Genomic DNA, 14,610 nt, shown 5'->3' with positions numbered 1-14,610 from the left:
ATGGCCGGGAAAACCTTCTGTTCAAGGGCTGGCAGGGATCCGTCCGACCGGTTAGAGTCTGGCCAGAGGCGTGGGGGCCTCAATCATCGACAAATGGTCTCTTTGTGCTGCCCGAAATCAGCTCGACTAATGATCTCGCGGCGGCCTTTCCGGCATTTGCTGGCCGGCACTGGCAATTGGGGGTTGGCCCATGGAAAACGGGCAGACATATGTCCACCGGGTGCTCGAGCTGTTCAGCTCGTTCGGTTCCCGCGAGGCGTTGGTGGGCCCGGCCCGGCGGGTGACGTTCGAGCAGCTCCGCGAGGACGTGCTCGCCCGTGCGGCGGCACTCCGCAGCGAAGGCGTCGAGCCCGGTAGCGCCGTACTCGTGATGGTCGCGAACAGCATCGAGGGCCCGATCCTGCAGCTGGCGTTGCACCTGCTCGGCTGCCGGTCGATGTGGATCGCGACGGTCACGGCTCGCGGTGAGATCGACGAGTTCGTCCGCATCACCGAGCCGGACGCGTTCATCTACGACCCGGCCGCCGAGAACGGCTTGGGCACCGAGCTCGCGGCCGGCCTCGACGTACCAGTCTTCTGCCTGGGTCCGGGTGGTGCCGGCCCCGACCTCACGACGTTCGACGGTGGGGCGTACGACCTGGCGGCGCCGGTGCCGGAGCCCGAGTCGTTCCTGCAGACCAGCGGTACGACGGGTGCGCCGAAGCTGGTCCATCATCGGCAGACCTTCTACCAGCAGATTGTCACTCTTGCTGACCAGTTCGTCGGAGGGGGCTTCCCGGTGCTGCGACACCTCTCGCATTCGCCGATGTGGCTCGCCAGTGGCCAGATCACCTCGTTGTTCAACCTGTTCACCGGTGGCGTGCTGTTCCTGCGCGACGAGTGGGACCCGGCCGCTTTCCTGGCGACGGTCGAGGCGGAGCGGATCAACTCGACGTTCGTCACCCCGCCGATGCTGTACGAGGTGCTGGATCATCCCGCGCTCGGGCAGGCCGACACCAGCAGTCTGTTCATGTTCAACGTCGGCGCCGGACCGGCCGCGCCCGCCCGGCTGCGGCAGGCGATCGCGCGGTTCGGCCCGGTGCTGCGGATCGTGTACGGCCTGAGCGAGGCGGTCGTGATCACCGCGATGCCCGGTCTGACCGAGGACCCCGCGCATCCCGAGCGCTTGCAGTCCTGCGGCACGCCGTACGGCGATGTCCGGATCGAGATTCGCGACGAAGACGGCAAGGGCCTGCCGGTGGGCGAGACCGGCATCGTCTGGGTGGCCAGCCGGTTGAGCTTCGCGGGGTACTTCGGTCAGCCCGAGCTCACCGCGGAAACCCTGGTGGACGGCTGGGTCCGGACGAACGACCTCGGCTATCTGGACGATGACGGCTATCTGTTCCTGGTCGATCGCTGGCAGGACATGATCGTCACCAGCCGGCGTAACTGGGCGATCTTCTGCCGGCCGATCGAGGATGCGCTCGCGTCCCACCCCAAGGTCGCGGCCGCCGCGGTCATCGGCGTACCGGATGCGACTGTCGGCGAGGTGCCGCACGCGTACGTCGTACCGTTGCCAGGAGCAACCATCGCGCCGGACGAGCTGATCGAGCTTGTGACGTCGAGCCTCAACGAGATCTACGCGCCCGCGGCGATCACGTTCGTCGACCGGTTGCCGCTGACCCGGTCCGCCAAGGTGGACAAGAAGGCACTTCGTTCCCGCTACGCGACGGCCGACAAGGGTGCGTAGTCGTGGCGGCCTGATCGCGCTGATCACCGCGGACATCGTGTCGGCGGTCGGCAGCCGGATCTCCGTGCTGGCCATTCCCTGGCTGGTCCTGATCACCACCGGCAGTCCCGCCAAGATGGGCCTGGTCGCGGCCGCCGAGATGATCCCGTACCTGATCACCGGCATCTTCGCCACACCCTTGGCCGACCGCTTCGGCCTGCGCCGGACGTCGGTCTGCACCGATATCGGCAGCGCCGTCGCGATGGCGGCGATCGCGGCCGTGCCCCAACTCGGGTTCGGCTCGTTGCTGCTGCTGGTGGCGGTCATCGGCGCGCTGCGCGGTGTCGGCGACCGGGTCAAACACGCGCTGATCCGGCCGATGGCCGAGCTGGCCGGGGCGAAGCTCATCCGCGTCACCTCGTCGTACGAAGGCCTCAGCCGGGGTGCGACGCTGCTCGGCGCGCCCCTGGCCGGCGTACTGATCGCGCAGTTCGGTGTGACCACAGCGATCTGGATCGACGCGGCCACCTTCGCGATCTGCGCGGTGATCGTGCTAGCGCTTGTCCGGCCGCCTGCCGCGAATGCCGCTGAGCCGGTCGAGCGTGAGCCGTACCTGACCGCGTTGCGCGGCGGCTTCCGCTATCTGCGCGAAGACCATCGGCTGACCGGCATGGTCGCGATCATCTTCGCGCTGAACGTGTTCAGCAATGCGGGCACGGCCGTGTTCATCCCGTTGTGGGTGAATGAGCACCTGCACGACCCGAACGCCCTCGGCTTCGCGGTCGGCGCGTTCGCCGCGGGCGCCCTGATCGGCAATATCCTCTTCACCGCCGTCGCGACGCGCCTGCCGTTGCGAATGGCCTTCGTGGTCGGCGCGTTGATCAGCGGTGCGCCCCGGCTGTTCGCGCTCGGGTTGAGCGACAGCCTTGTCCTGGTCTGCGCGATCAGCCTGCTGTCCGGAGTGGGGCTCGCGGCGGTCAATCCCGTGCTCGGCGCGATGCTGTACGAACGGGTGCCAGTCGCCTTGCAGACAAGGGTGATCGGGTTGGTCGGGTCGTTGTGCTTCGCGGGTCTGCCGATCGGCGCGCTACTCGCCGGCGAAGGCACGGCCCTGCTCGGTCTGACGAACGCGCTTTTGGTTGCCGCGGGCATCTGTCTGGTGATTACGCTGATCCCGATCGCGCGCTGGACGACGTCCACCACCGAGGAGGTCCCGAGTGACCCACAACGCGCTTGACCCCGGCGTCGGCGGCCCCGCGGACGGCGTGCCCGATCCGCACTGCCTCCGCCCGGGCGAAGCCGCCACCCTCGTCGCCGGTCACCCCTGGCACCGCTTCGTCGTACTCGGCGACAGCGTGGCAAGCGGCCCCACCGAACCAGTCGACGGCTACAACCCCATGCACTGGACGGCCCAAGTCGCCGAGGCCCTCGGCGTCGAATTCCTCAACCTAGGCGTCAGCGGCCTCCGCGCGCGGGAAGTCCGTGCGTCGCAACTCGAACCGGCCTTGCGCTTCCGGCCCGATCTGGCGCTGGTGGTGTGCGGTGGCAATGACGCCTTCAGCAGCCGGTACGACGATGCCGCCGCCGAGGCCGTCGACGCGGAATTGCGCGCGATGATCCTCGAACTCCAGCGAGCCGGCGCCGAAGTCATCACCATCGGCATGTTCGACGTATCCCACAGCCCCGCGGTCCCGGAGAACTACCGCACCGCCCTTGGCGAACGCATGCGCCTGCTATCCGCCCACACCGCCGCCGTCGCCCACGACCTAGGCACCCTCCACGTCAACCTGACGAACCACCCGGCGTCAAAGGACCCGACCATCTACAGCACCGACGGCAAACACGGCAACGCCCGCAGCGACGCCATAGCCACCACCCAAACCCTCACCCGCCTAGCCACCCACCTCCACCCGTAGCCCCTTTGCATTCATTCGTCGGAATCCGCCCTCGCCCGTCCGCTGTCCTGCACTGGACCGCGGTGGCTGAGAGGGCGGATTCCGACGAATGAATGCAAAGTAGGTAGGGCGGTCAGGGGGTTAGGAGGAGGCCGCTGGTCAAGGCGCCTTGGCCTAGGTTTACGACGGAGCCGGCGCCGGGGACTTGGAAGCGGAGGTAGGCGCCGGCGGGTTGGCGGCCGAAGAGGTAGGGGGCGATGCAGTACGGGACTTCGGTTTCGACTACTTCGCCACTGGTCATGTCGATGAAGTGCATGGACAGGCGGTCGGCGGCGACGTACTCCTGGAGGACTTGACCGCCGGCGGCCAGGGCTACCGAGAGGGACTCGCGCCAGATTGAGGCCGAGACGTCGGGGCCGACGACTACGCCCGCGCCGCCATACGTGCCAGCGGGTTTAAGGACAAGGCCGGACTGGCCAGCCACGGCCGAGTCGAAAACGCTTGCCGTGAGCAACGACGTGTGCGGGACGTGGCGGTGGAGCAGGTCGGCGTCTGTAGGGGTCATCAGGTCGATGTCCTGCCACAACCACGCAAAGACCGTCTTGTTGCCGAGCAACCACGCGGCGGATGACGTGAACATCTTGACCGTGCCCTCACGCAACGCACTCGCGAGCGCGTCGGTGCCACGCCCTTGCGGGACGTCCTGCGGGATGAACAGTCGCAGTACGGCGTCCAGCGGCGCACCGTCGACGCAGACCCGGCCTTCGTCGTCCAGGTCGAGCCATTCCACCGGGCGGACGACCACGTCGAGGCCGGCGATCTTGGCCCGATCGCAGACGGGTTGCAGGAGCGCGATCAGCTTGTCCGGGTTCTGCGTATCCGGGTAGTCGCCGCCCATGTGGAACAGCAGTCCGACCTTCGCGCCTTCGGCCAACCCGAGGCTGTCGCGCATCGCGAAGTAGCGCGCGTCCACGGCGGAAGGCGGCGGCTCGATGCGCACGGAGTCCAGCACGGGATCACCGGCGTACGCCTCGACGAACCGTTCGGCGATGCCGTCGGAGTCGAACGCACCACCGAGCGCGCTGTCGATATTGCACTCGACCACCTTCGCGACCCCGCCCGCGAGCAGGATGTCCGGGCGGATGGCGAGCAGCAGGTCTTCCGACAACACCTCCTCCTCGTCGAGGAATTCGATGTACCCGGGCGGTACGCCGAGGAGGCGGCGCAGATCCCCGACCGTACGGGCGCGTCGCCGGCAGGACTGGAGGATGAGCTCGGCCAGTCGATCGCAAAAGGCCGTCATCGCGCCGTACTCCGCGAACGTCAGCATGGGCGAACGCAGCGGGCGCCATACCTTGTTGTGCGTGGCAACGCCGGCGTAGATCGTGGCCCAGCGTTCCTTGCCTCGGGCCAGCATCGCCGTACGGACGTCGGCCGGCAAGCGTTCCCAGGCGGACATGGTCATGCGACAACCTCCAGCAGTACGGACAGCAGGTCCTGCCGGGAGGGCTGGACCACGCGATCGAGGGCGAGGGCGAACGGCAGTACGGCGCCGTCCGGCCGGGTGATGCGGCGCGGCGGCGCGTCCAGCCGGAAGCGTTCGACGGCTCCCGCGATCACCTCGCCGGCGAAACCGCAGGACCGGTTCGAGTCGTCGATCACGACCAGGCGCCGGGTCTTCGCGAGCGAGGCGCCGAGGCCGTTCCAGTCGAAGGGGTAGACCGTGCGCGGATCGAAGACCTCGACCGAGACCTGCCCGGCCAGTTCCTCCGCGACCGCGACGGCCTCGTGCACCAAGTGGCCGAGGGCAACAACCGTGACGTCCGAACCAGCGCGCGCCACCCGTCCGACCCCGAGCGGGACAGGAGCCAGCGAAGCGAAGTCCAGGTCATCCCGCACTCCCAACGCTGCCGCCGGGGCGAACACTACGACCGGGTCGTCGTCGCGGATGGCCGATACCAGCAGGCCGTACGCGTCCGCGGGTGTCGCCGGTACGACGGTCTTCACGCCGACGTGGGCGAACAGGCTGTACGGGTGGTCCGAGTGCTGCCCGGCCCACCCGGTTCGCGACCCCGAGCCCGGTACGACGTACGTGACGGGCACTCGGCATTGCCCGCCGGTCATCAACGAGAACTTGTGCGCCTGGTTCGCGATCTGCTCGAAGACCAGGAACAACAACGACGGGATCTGGAACTCGATCACCGGCCTCAACCCGGCCAGCGCGGCGCCCGTCGCAAAGTTCGTGAACGCCTGTTCCGACAGGGGCGTGTCGAGCACCCGGTCGTCGCCGAACCGCGCGTGCAGCCCGGCGGTCAGGTTGGACGCGGCGACCCGAATGTCCTCCCCCATCAGGAAAACCCGCTCGTCCGCCGCCAGCTCGTCACCGAGCGCGCGATTCAAAGCCTTGAGGTACGACAGCTTCATGGCAGCCTCATCGCGTACAAGTAGTCGAGCGCGCCTTCCACAGATGGATGCGGGCTCTCCAAAGCAAAGGCCGCCGCCTTGTCGAGCACGGCCTCAACCTCAGCGTCAATAGCAGCAACTACCGAGGAGGCCAACCGAGCGCCCTGGATTTCCAAGGGATCCCGAGACCGACCATCAGCGAGCTCATCATCAGACCGATAGTTCAACCGCACCCGATGCTCAAACGTGTGATGCGCATCGAACCGATACGTCAAACACTCCAAGAACGTCGGCCCGCCACCGGACCGCGCACGCCGTACAGCGGTCGAAGCAGCAGCCAGCACCAACTCCGGATCCTGCCCGTCGATCGTGAACGCGGGCATGCCAAAGGCCCGAGCGCGAGCCGGAATGCTGCCCGCCACCGCCCCGGCCACCGGCATCGTGGTCGCATACCCGTTGTTCTCGCACACGAACACCACCGGCGCGTTCCACAAGGACGCGAGGTTGAATGCCTCGAGCAACATTCCCTCGTTCATCGCGCCATCGCCGAAGAACGTCGCGACCACCGTGTCCCGCCCCTGTCGGCGCGCAGCCCAGGCGGCACCCGTTGCGATCGACCCGGCCGCGCCGACGATCGCGTTCGCACCGAGTACGCCGACGCTGAAGTCAGCCGCGTGCATCGAACCACCCCGGCCCGAGTTCAACCCGGTGGACCGGCCCATCAACTCGGCCAGCATCCGCGAAGGGTCGGCGCCTTTGGCCAGCACATGCCCATGGCCGCGATGCGTACTGGTGATCTGGTCAGTCGGCGCGAGGGCCGCGCAGACGCCGGCCGCGATCGCCTCCTGGCCGATGTACGGGTGGATCCCGCCGACGATCTCACCGGACCGGACGAACTCGATCGAGCGCTCCTCGAAGCGCCGGATCAGCCGTACGGTCCGGTACAGGCCGGCCGAGTCAGGAGTCATCCGGCCTTGACCGCTGCGAGGATCGCGTCCCACAACCGAGCCCGGGCGGCGAGCGCGGTGTTGATCGTGTCCGCGCAGGCCTCCCACTTGGCGGTGTCGTCACCGCACAGGTCGGTCACCATCTGCATCGCCATCGGCGTGTGGAACTCGCCATCCACCTCGATGTGCCGCTCGAGGTAGTCGACGAACGTGTTCAACCGGTTAGAGCGCTCGTTCACCGCAACCACTTGGGTGAACATGTCCGGGATCAGGTCCTCGCGCCCGAAGGCGAACGCGGCCGCCTGGCAGTGCACCGGCTGGTTCTCGATGATGTCCCAGGTCGTCGAGGCGAAGTCCACCGACGCCTGCGGCACCCCGGCGGCAACCAGCGCCTCCGTCACTGATGAGCCGTCACGCAGCAGATCGACCAGCTTCTCGATTGCGGAGGTATCAGCGCCGGCCTCCTTCATACCGTTCACATACAGCTCGAAGTGGCTGATGAACCCGTCGCCGAGTTCGTCGCTCTCCTCGACCATCACGATGTCGTTGATCAGCCGCCGGCTACCCGTATGCGCCGTCGGAATCCACGGCACGGTCACACAAGTGAGCTCGCGCTGCAGCGATTTCAGCAGCGACATGAAGTCCCACACCGCGAAAACGTGGTGCTCCATAAAGGTCACCAGCGACTCGTGCGTGTCCAGGTTGCCGTAAAGCGGATGCTGCACGACCTTGTCCCGCGCGGCGCTGACAGCCTTCTCCAACTGCTCGATGCCCGGGTGGGTCTGACCCCAGTCATAGCGTGACATAACAAAACTCCTTTAGCGGTCGGCCCATAGGGTGGGGCAGAAGTCGGGATCGGCGTAGTCGGGCCGTCCGTCGGGAGTGCGGCGGACCACCGTGTCGTGGTTGTACGCCGCGAGAGTGCCGTCGGACAGCGGGAACTCGCGGTACGAGTTGCCGCCGTCCTGGAGGTGCAGCGAGATCGCCCGGCGTGGGCGGTCGCTGACGTTCGCACCACTGCCGTGGTACGTCTTGCAGTGGTGGAAGTTCATGTGGCCGCGCGGGATCGTGATCGGCAGCTTGACCACCTCGACCCCGTTATGCGCCGCGTTCTCCGCGAGCATCTGCTCCAGCTGCGAGCGATCGCGTTCGGCGAAGTGGCGCACCACGGTGTCGTCCGAGCCGATCTCCTGCCAGCGGTGGCTGCCGTCGATCATCGTGATCGTGCCCATCTCGGGCGGGCAGTCGTGGAACGGGATGAACGCGGTCAGCATCCGCTCCGACGACGAGGACGACCAGTAGTGCTTGTCGAAGTGCCAGGGCACGATGTTCGACGGCTCGCCCGCGACCGGTGGCTTGAGGATCAACGTGGACTGGAAGATCCGGATCTCGTCCACCTGCGCCAACCGGGCCGCGACCGCGCCGATCAGCGGTTTGCGCAGGATCTTCGCCAGGCCGTCGTGCTCGAAGTGCACGTAGTCGTTGTGCCGCTGCACCTCGCCCTTCGACGGGTCCCAGTACGCGAGCTTCGGCGGCCGCACCGGAAGCGTCCGGTCGCGTTCACCCGCGTAGTACCGCTCGCTGGCGTTGACCAGTTCGTCGGTCTCGTCGTCGGTCAGCAGCTTCTTCGAGAGGTACCAGCCGTGCTCGGCGTAGAACGCGACGTCCTCGTCGGACGGCAACAGGTCGATCTCTTCTTCGGACAGCGTGAACTCGAGGCCGCTCACGCGTCGACTCCCGACAGCTCGCGCTCCTTGGCCTCGTACAGCGCCTTGATATTGCCGCTGCCGAACGTCATCGCACCGCGCCGCTCGATGATCTCGAGGAACAGCGTGCGCCGGACGTGCATGGACTCGGTGAAGATCTGCAACAACTGACCCCAGTGATCGCGATCGACCAGGATGCCGTGCTTCTCCAGCTCATCGATCGGCGTCTCGACCTCACCGACCCGGTCCTGCAACGCGCGGTAGTACGACGACGGAGTACCGAGGAAGCGCACGCCCCGGCCGGACAATGTGCCGACGGCCTCGACGATGTCGCTGGTGGCCAAGGCGATGTGCTGTACGCCGGCACCCGCGTGCCACTGCAGGAAGTCGTCGATCTGACCGGGCCGACGGCTCGGGTCGGGCTCGATCAGCGTGAAGGTCACATGCTTCGACGGGCTCTGGACGACCTTCGAGTCCATCCCCTGGCCGGCGACCTCGATGTACTCCTCGAAGATCCGGTTGAACCCGAAGACCTCCTCGTAGAAGAGGGCGGTCGGCTCGAGCTGCTCGGCCGGTACGCAGATGGCCAGGTGGTCGATCTCGCTGAACAACTTCTGGTCCGGCCCGGTCGCGGGCTCGCTGATCTGGATCACCCCGGGCATGAACTCCCGGCGTGGCCCGTGCCGCTCGACCAGCCGGTGGATGACGTCGCCGAACCCGGCCACCGCCGCCACCACGACGGTCGTCTCCTTCTCGTCGGTATAGGTGATCGGCTCGGTGACCGAGATGGCACCGCGACTCAACAAAGTCGTATAAGCGACCGCCGCGTTGTCGACCTCCAGCCCGACCACGGCGACACCATCACCGTGGCGTTGCACATATTCCGCCGCCGGGTGATTCGCGGCCAATCCCGAAGTCAGCAGGATTTGCACATCGCTTTCCCGCAATAACAACGAGCGCTGGTCGGCAAGACCGGTTTCCGGACCCCCTTGACCATGTACGTGCAGACCAAAGGCGGTGCCCAGATAAAAGGCCGCCTGGCGTGCGTCGCCCACGTACATTTCCACGTGGTCGATTCCGTAGATCTCCATCACCGCACCTTTCCCTCACCAATGGATTTCTCGGGCACACTGGGCGGGCCGAGAAGAAGGCTGACGTTCTGACCGCCGAAACCGAACGAATTCGAGATGGCGAATTCCAGTGCGACCGCTCGCGGCTCTTTCCGGACGTGGTCCAGGGCGCAGGCCGGATCCGGATCGTCGAGGTTGTACGTCGGCGGCAGCAGCTTGTTGCCGAGGGCAAGAGCCGTCGCGGCCGCCTCGACCACGCCGGACGTGCCGAGCATGTGCCCGGTGAGCGCCTTGGTCGAACTCACCGCAGGCTCGGCGCCATCGAAGGCCAACCCGATCGCGACCGTCTCCGCGACGTCCCCGAGCTTGGTCCCCGTGCCATGGGCGTTGACGTATCCGACCTGCCGCGGGCTGACCCGCGCACTGGCGAAGGCCCTCCGCATGCACTCGGCCGCGCCTTCCCCACCAGGCCGGGGCGCCGTCGGGTGGTGCGCGTCGCACGTCGCGCCGTACCCGGCGACATCGGCATAACCCGTCGCCCCTCGCGCCGCCGCGTGCTCCGCGCTCTCCAGCACCAGCAGCGCCGCGCCCTCGGCCAGCACGAACCCGTTGCGCCGCAGGTCGAACGGCCGGCTCGCGTCCGCCGGGTCGTCCCAGTTCCGCGCGAGCGCCCGGGCGTTGCCGAACGTCTCGGCGAACGTCGGGAACAGCGGCGCCTCGCTTGCGCCGCACAGCACCACGTCCGCCTCACCACACCGGATCAGCCGCACCGCGTCCGCGATGGCCTGCGCACCGGAGGCGCACGCCGTACCGACTGAAGAGCTGTAGCCGCGAATGCCGTGCTTGATCGCCACCCGGGCCGACGGCATGTTCGGCAGGATCCCGGTCAGCAGGTACGGACTGACGGCCGCACGACCACGCTCCGTCCGCGCGACCACCTGCGCCTCCAGCGTGGCCATACCGCCGACTCCACCGATGATGACCGCCACCCGCCACGGGTCGACGTTCTCGCCGATCATCAGGCCCGCATCGGCCAACGCGTCGGCAGCGGTCAGCATCGCCAGTACGACGGTCCGATCCAGCGTCTTCGCGTCCGGGCCCGTCGCCACCTCGGAAACCAGCCCACCGGATACGAACCCGGCCAGCTCGATCGAGGCAGCGACCGGATGACCCTCGGGCGGCCGGGTCAGACCCGACTTGCCGGTGCAGAGTGCGTCGAAGACCTCAGCGGGACCACGTCCCACCGGAGTCATCAGGCCCATTCCGGTGATCACTGCGGCGGTCATGACGTCAACTGCCTCTCGCGCAGCAGAACCTTGCGGACCTTGCCGGTGGCGCCCTTCGGAATGTCCGCACTGGCCTCGACCTTGCGCAAGGTGGCGCCCAGCTCATCGCCCAGCGCTTTGCGCACCTCCTCAGTCCGGTCCCGGTCCAAGGCATCCGGCGCGAGTTCAAGCAGTACGTCGGTGATGACCTGGCCGTTCTCGTTGACGATCACGGCCGTGCAGTCCGCGACATCCGGACAGGCCACGAGAATGCGCTCCTCGGCCTGCGCGGTGTAGAACCCGTCGGTCGAATCGGCCGCGCGATCCATGTGGAAGAACCGGCCTTCGGCATCGCGGTAGACCAGATCGCCGGTGAGGTAGTACCCGTTCAAGCGGAAGCGGTACGTCGTACCGGAGTCGTTCCAGTAGCCCGGCGACAACGTCGGCGACTTGATCCCGAGGTGGCCCACCTCGCCAACACCGACCTCCTCGCCATCCAGCGACAAGACCGCCACATCCACGAATTTGTAGGGCTTTCCGATGCACCGGCCATAGCTGTCGGTGTCGATCCGGTGCGTGACGTGGAACATCGAGTGGCCCATTTCGCTGGAACCAAGGCCGTCGATGAAGTGCGACCCGGGCACCCGCACCACGCCTTCCCGGCTGACGGTGTCACGGTTGCCCTGGGCAACGAGCTTGCGCACGTGCGGCTCGTGCGTACAGTCGCCGGTGTTGAACCAAAGCCGCACGGACGACAGGTCGTACGCCGAAAGGTCCTGCCGCGCCAGCTCCGCCCAGGTGACGGAGAACCCGAAGACGCTCTCGGGCTTCCACCGCTGGATCGCGTCGACCACGGCATCCCCGGCCTGCGAGGACAACGCGAAGAACTCGGCGCGATTGCCCAGGGCCTGGTTCATCATCAGCACCGTCGCCGTATGCGGCGCGGGCAACGCGTTCAGGATGCGGCCGGTGCCCTGGGCCTGCGGCATCGTCAGCAGGTGCCGCGTCGCCGCGAACAGACTGCTGTGCGTATGCAGCACGGACTTCGGGATGCCGGTCGTGCCCGAGGTATGCGTGATGACGATCGGGTCGTCCTGGTGATGCCGGTACGGCGTCGGCGCGTCGGCCGGATCCGCCTCCGCGATGGCGGCGCTGTCACCGAGGATCGGCGTGCCCAGGTCGTACGGCCGGAGCAGCTCGAGATGGGCGCCATCACCGATCACGCCGACGGCCCGCAGGCGGCGGATGTACTCGGCGACGATCTCCGCGGCGAGATTGCCGTTGATCAGCGCGGGAATCGCCCCGAGCCGGGTCAGCGCGAGAAAGCCGAGGATGTGGTCCGCGGCGCTAGAGGTCCAGATCGCAATCGGGTCACGCGGTTTGACGCCGTGCGCGTGCAACCAGGCGGCACGGGCGTCTACCCGTTCGTCCAGTTCGCCCAGCGTCAGCGGATGTTCCGCCGCGAACCCGTCAACGGCGGTGTCGAAGGTGATCCCCGGTCCGCTCGGATCGGCTCCACCGGCCAGTACCCGGGCCAGCACATTGCCGGCCCCGACGGCCGGATCGGCGGCCAGTGCGGCCCGCCTGCTCAGCGTTCTCATCGGTTGTCTCCTCCACTCACCAGCAGGGCGGCGGCGCCGTCCGGCTCTTGTTCGACCAGCAGGACGAGCACGCGATCGGCGTCCCCGTCGGCGATCAGCAGGGCGGCCTGCGCGAGGCCCTCGGCGCGCGGATCCGCGACCGGGTGCAGGCAGGCGACCGGCCCGTCCAGACCCCAGCGCGCCGCGATATAGCCGGCGACGCTGTTCGGGACGGACTGGAAGAAATACAGCGGCCCGAGCCGGTCACCGGCTTCGACCACCTGGCGTACGTGCCGCGCGGACTGCTCGTCGCCACTCCGGCTGACCAGCAGCACCCCCGTCGTACCTGTGCCCGTTGATTGCTCAAGGCAACGTTCGGCCACGGCCGCGGCCAACGGGCTGAAGCTCGAGCCGACGAACCCGGGCAGCGCGGGTGGTTCCTCCCCAACGGGCCAACGCACCTCGATCATGTGGCACGCACCAAGAGCGCCGTGTTCGCGCCACCAAAGGCCGAATTCAAACTCAACCCGTACGGCGAACCCGGCCGGCGTGGTCCGTCGAGAACCAGGTCCAGCGGGCAGTCGGGATCGCCGTCCACATACCCGGCGTTGACCGGGAGTTTGCCCGCGTTCAACGCCAGCACGGTGATGGCGAGTTCGAGCAGACCCGAGGCCTCCAGCGCATGACCGTGCACGCTCTTCGTCGAGCTCACCGGCGGACCGTCCTGGCCGAAGACCCGGCACAACGCGGCGGCCTCGGCGGCATCGCTGAAGCGGGTGCCCGTGGCGTTCGCGTTGACGTAGCCGACGTCGACCGGCTGCAACCCGGCTCGCGCCAAGGCCGACGTGATCGCCCGCGCGAGACCTTTACCTTCGGGATCCGGCTGGCAGGGATGAAAGGCATCACCCGCACGACCCCAGCCGACGACCTCGGCAAGACCCTCGCCGGCCTCCAACGTCATCGCCACCACCGCGTCGCCCAGCAAAAGCCCTTGCCTGCCAAGGCTGAACGGCCGCACCGCGTCATCCGTCGAGAGCGCCCGGCCGGCGTCGAACAACGCGTACTGATCGGGCTCGACCAGATACCCGGCGGCCACGACAACCCGGTCGAACGAGCCACGCCTGATCAGCGAGGCGGCGTCCGCGATCGCCGTACTGGCTGAAACGCAGGCGCTCGTGTAGATCCGCTCCGGCGGTGCCACACCAGTCCGGGTCGTCAACTGTCGTGCGGTTTCGGCCAGGCCGGGATCACCGTGGGCCGCAAAGAAGAGTGGGGCTGACGCCTTCGCCGTACCGGTCCAGCCTGCCTCCGCACAGGCCGTACCGATCGCCGACGCCAGCTCGTCGGTGAGGGGTGCGACGTCGGCCGCGGTGGCCGCCGTACGCACGCGGCGGGCGGCCACGTCGAACCGGCGGACCGGTCCGAACGCGGCCGCACCGCTGAGCGCCGCCGCAAGCTGGGTCTCGCCACCCCGCCCGAGCGCGCTCAGTATCGAGAGTCCCGAAATCGAGACCGGTCGCAGGTCAGCCATCCGCGGCCACCCGCAGCGTCTCGTTTTCGCCCGCGACCCGCAAGGTCTCGTTCAGGACCGCGACGGCGTCGGTGACCGTACGGATCCGGTCCAGCCGGGTGTCGTCGAACTCCACGCCAAACCGCTGCTCGACCTGATGCACGAACCAGGCCAGCTCCATCGAGTCAATGCGTTCGGCATCGACCTCGCGATCGCCAAGACCGGCCAGCAGTTCGAGCACGTCGGCGCGGGTGAGCTCGCTCATCACACCTGCTGGGCGAGCCGGGAGGCCACCTCGGAGGTGAACTCGCCGACGGTCATCAACGCGAGCGACTCGGTCTCGTCGTCGGCGAACCGGACGCCGAACTTGTCCTCGACCCGAACCGACAGATCGGCCAGCGCCAGCGACTCCAGGTCCACCCCGGCCGGGCCGAGCGTGGTGCTGTCCTCGATGCCCTCGACGTCGTAGTTCATGTCCTGCAGGGATGCGATCACGAACTCGCGAACCTCGTCCTTCATTACGGCT

The 14,610-nt window shown here is 67.6% G+C and carries 15 protein-coding genes; 3 read left to right on the top strand and 12 right to left on the bottom strand.

What is annotated here, in order from left to right:
* Window positions 1-190 precede the first annotated feature (190 nt).
* The 3 genes from OG394_RS32275 to OG394_RS32265 are packed head-to-tail and all read left to right on the top strand — an operon-like array spanning window position 191 to window position 3,624.
* Window positions 191-1,729, top strand: coding sequence for an AMP-binding protein (locus OG394_RS32275; protein ID WP_328990943.1), 1,539 nt, complete (start codon window positions 191-193; stop codon window positions 1,727-1,729).
* Window positions 1,722-2,945 (top strand): MFS transporter, encoded by a 1,224-nt coding sequence (locus OG394_RS32270; protein ID WP_328990942.1) that lies wholly within the window; start codon window positions 1,722-1,724, stop codon window positions 2,943-2,945. The genes OG394_RS32275 and OG394_RS32270 overlap by 8 nt, the downstream gene beginning before the upstream one ends.
* Window positions 2,926-3,624, top strand: a complete 699-nt coding sequence (locus OG394_RS32265) for an SGNH/GDSL hydrolase family protein (RefSeq protein WP_328990941.1) — start codon at window positions 2,926-2,928, stop codon at window positions 3,622-3,624. The genes OG394_RS32270 and OG394_RS32265 overlap by 20 nt, the downstream gene beginning before the upstream one ends.
* 112 nt (window positions 3,625-3,736) lie before the next feature.
* Here the strand turns inward: OG394_RS32265 and OG394_RS32260 are convergent, their stop codons facing one another.
* Genes OG394_RS32260 through OG394_RS32205 form a run of 12 tightly spaced genes read right to left on the bottom strand, consistent with a single transcriptional unit; the run spans window position 3,737 to window position 14,603 of the window.
* On the bottom strand, window positions 3,737-5,068 hold the full coding sequence (locus OG394_RS32260; protein WP_328990940.1) for a hypothetical protein: 1,332 nt from the start codon (window positions 5,066-5,068) through the stop codon (window positions 3,737-3,739).
* Entirely contained in the window at window positions 5,065-6,027 is a 963-nt protein-coding gene (locus OG394_RS32255; RefSeq protein WP_328990939.1) for an alpha-ketoacid dehydrogenase subunit beta, read from the bottom strand. The genes OG394_RS32260 and OG394_RS32255 overlap by 4 nt, the downstream gene beginning before the upstream one ends.
* Window positions 6,024-6,974, bottom strand: coding sequence for a thiamine pyrophosphate-dependent dehydrogenase E1 component subunit alpha (locus OG394_RS32250; RefSeq protein ID WP_328990938.1), 951 nt, complete (start codon window positions 6,972-6,974; stop codon window positions 6,024-6,026). Before OG394_RS32250 ends, OG394_RS32255 begins: the two co-directional genes overlap by 4 nt.
* Window positions 6,971-7,759, bottom strand: coding sequence for a DUF3050 domain-containing protein (locus tag OG394_RS32245; RefSeq protein ID WP_328990937.1), 789 nt, complete (start codon window positions 7,757-7,759; stop codon window positions 6,971-6,973). Before OG394_RS32245 ends, OG394_RS32250 begins: the two co-directional genes overlap by 4 nt.
* Window positions 7,760-7,771: 12 nt before the next feature.
* Window positions 7,772-8,680 (bottom strand): phytanoyl-CoA dioxygenase family protein, encoded by a 909-nt coding sequence (locus OG394_RS32240; protein ID WP_328990936.1) that lies wholly within the window; start codon window positions 8,678-8,680, stop codon window positions 7,772-7,774.
* Window positions 8,677-9,750, bottom strand: coding sequence for a 4-hydroxyphenylpyruvate dioxygenase (hppD, locus tag OG394_RS32235; RefSeq protein ID WP_328990935.1), 1,074 nt, complete (start codon window positions 9,748-9,750; stop codon window positions 8,677-8,679). Before hppD ends, OG394_RS32240 begins: the two co-directional genes overlap by 4 nt.
* Entirely contained in the window at window positions 9,750-11,015 is a 1,266-nt protein-coding gene (locus tag OG394_RS32230) for a beta-ketoacyl-[acyl-carrier-protein] synthase family protein (RefSeq protein ID WP_328990934.1), read from the bottom strand. Before OG394_RS32230 ends, hppD begins: the two co-directional genes overlap by 1 nt.
* Window positions 11,012-12,595 carry a class I adenylate-forming enzyme family protein gene (locus OG394_RS32225; protein WP_328990933.1) on the bottom strand — a complete coding sequence of 528 codons (1,584 nt, stop codon included), beginning with the start codon at window positions 12,593-12,595 and terminating at the stop codon, window positions 11,012-11,014. Before OG394_RS32225 ends, OG394_RS32230 begins: the two co-directional genes overlap by 4 nt.
* On the bottom strand, window positions 12,592-13,044 hold the full coding sequence (locus OG394_RS32220) for a beta-ketoacyl synthase chain length factor (protein ID WP_328990932.1): 453 nt from the start codon (window positions 13,042-13,044) through the stop codon (window positions 12,592-12,594). Before OG394_RS32220 ends, OG394_RS32225 begins: the two co-directional genes overlap by 4 nt.
* Entirely contained in the window at window positions 13,041-14,105 is a 1,065-nt protein-coding gene (locus tag OG394_RS32215) for a beta-ketoacyl-[acyl-carrier-protein] synthase family protein (RefSeq protein WP_328990931.1), read from the bottom strand. The genes OG394_RS32220 and OG394_RS32215 overlap by 4 nt, the downstream gene beginning before the upstream one ends.
* Entirely contained in the window at window positions 14,098-14,349 is a 252-nt protein-coding gene (locus OG394_RS32210; protein ID WP_328990930.1) for a phosphopantetheine-binding protein, read from the bottom strand. Before OG394_RS32210 ends, OG394_RS32215 begins: the two co-directional genes overlap by 8 nt.
* A complete protein-coding gene (locus OG394_RS32205; RefSeq protein ID WP_328990929.1) occupies window positions 14,349-14,603 on the bottom strand; it encodes an acyl carrier protein in 255 nt (84 codons plus the stop codon). Before OG394_RS32205 ends, OG394_RS32210 begins: the two co-directional genes overlap by 1 nt.
* Window positions 14,604-14,610: the final 7 nt, after the last annotated feature.

The sequence above is a fragment of the Kribbella sp. NBC_01245 genome (assembly GCF_036226525.1).
In the GTDB taxonomy this organism is placed as follows: domain Bacteria; phylum Actinomycetota; class Actinomycetes; order Propionibacteriales; family Kribbellaceae; genus Kribbella.
This window is presented reverse-complemented; position numbering and strand designations above follow the sequence as displayed.

Excerpts from the sequence above, each read along its gene's own strand:
- OG394_RS32275 (WP_328990943.1), top strand. The coding sequence starts at position 191 with ATGGAAAACGGGCAGACATATGTCCACCGGGTGCTCGAGCTGTTCAGC.
- OG394_RS32260 (WP_328990940.1), bottom strand. The coding sequence starts at position 5,068 with ATGACCATGTCCGCCTGGGAACGCTTGCCGGCCGACGTCCGTACGGCG.
- OG394_RS32255 (WP_328990939.1), bottom strand. The coding sequence starts at position 6,027 with ATGAAGCTGTCGTACCTCAAGGCTTTGAATCGCGCGCTCGGTGACGAG.
- OG394_RS32250 (WP_328990938.1), bottom strand. The coding sequence starts at position 6,974 with ATGACTCCTGACTCGGCCGGCCTGTACCGGACCGTACGGCTGATCCGG.
- OG394_RS32245 (WP_328990937.1), bottom strand. The coding sequence starts at position 7,759 with ATGTCACGCTATGACTGGGGTCAGACCCACCCGGGCATCGAGCAGTTG.
- hppD (WP_328990935.1), bottom strand. The coding sequence starts at position 9,750 with ATGGAGATCTACGGAATCGACCACGTGGAAATGTACGTGGGCGACGCA.
- OG394_RS32230 (WP_328990934.1), bottom strand. The coding sequence starts at position 11,015 with ATGACCGCCGCAGTGATCACCGGAATGGGCCTGATGACTCCGGTGGGA.
- OG394_RS32225 (WP_328990933.1), bottom strand. The coding sequence starts at position 12,595 with ATGAGAACGCTGAGCAGGCGGGCCGCACTGGCCGCCGATCCGGCCGTC.
- OG394_RS32220 (WP_328990932.1), bottom strand. The coding sequence starts at position 13,044 with ATGATCGAGGTGCGTTGGCCCGTTGGGGAGGAACCACCCGCGCTGCCC.
- OG394_RS32215 (WP_328990931.1), bottom strand. The coding sequence starts at position 14,105 with ATGGCTGACCTGCGACCGGTCTCGATTTCGGGACTCTCGATACTGAGC.
- OG394_RS32210 (WP_328990930.1), bottom strand. The coding sequence starts at position 14,349 with ATGAGCGAGCTCACCCGCGCCGACGTGCTCGAACTGCTGGCCGGTCTT.
- OG394_RS32205 (WP_328990929.1), bottom strand. The coding sequence starts at position 14,603 with ATGAAGGACGAGGTTCGCGAGTTCGTGATCGCATCCCTGCAGGACATG.